The 811-nt window shown below is 57.1% G+C and carries 1 rRNA gene; it reads right to left on the bottom strand.

From position 1 onward, the window contains the following. Positions 1–811: ribosomal RNA gene (locus ACLJPD_RS33125) — 23S ribosomal RNA — on the bottom strand; the annotation flags it as partial.

Below are 811 nucleotides of genomic sequence, written 5' to 3'. Positions count from 1 at the left end.
ACTGATTCAGCATTGGGCGCGGATACACGGGTACGGGAATATCAACCCGTTGTCCATCGACTACGCCTGTCGGCCTCGCCTTAGGTCCCGACTCACCCTGGGCGGATTAACCTGGCCCAGGAACCCTTGGTCATTCGGCGGACGAGTTTCTCACTCGTCTTTCGCTACTCATGCCTGCATTCTCACTCCCGTGGCCTCCACAGCTAGTTCACACTGCTGCTTCCACGGCCACAGGACGCTCCCCTACCCATCCACACACCTGGCCCAACCCCAAAGGATTGGACGGGCTATTGCGTGAATGCCGCGGCTTCGGCGGTGTACTTGAGCCCCGCTACATTGTCGGCGCAGGATCACTTGACCAGTGAGCTATTACGCACTCTTTCAAGGGTGGCTGCTTCTAAGCCAACCTCCTGGTTGTCTAAGCGACCCCACATCCTTTTCCACTTAGTACACGCTTAGGGGCCTTAGCCGGCGATCTGGGCTGTTTCCCTCTCGACTACGAAGCTTATCCCCCGCAGTCTCACTGCCACGCTCTCACACACCGGCATTCGGAGTTTGGCTGACTTCGGTAAGCTTGTAGGCCCCCTAGGCCATCCAGTAGCTCTACCTCCGATGTGAAACACGTGACGCTGCACCTAAATGCATTTCGGGGAGAACCAGCTATCACGGAGTTTGATTGGCCTTTCACCCCTACCCACAACTCATCCCCTCAGTTTTCAACCTAAGTGGGTTCGGGCCTCCACGACGTCTTACCGTCGCTTCACCCTGGCCATGGGTAGATCACTCCGCTTCGGGTCCATAATGTGCGACT

This window comes from Nocardia sp. A7 (genome assembly GCF_046549215.1).
Taxonomy (GTDB): Bacteria; Actinomycetota; Actinomycetes; order Mycobacteriales; family Mycobacteriaceae; genus Nocardia.
This window is presented reverse-complemented; position numbering and strand designations above follow the sequence as displayed.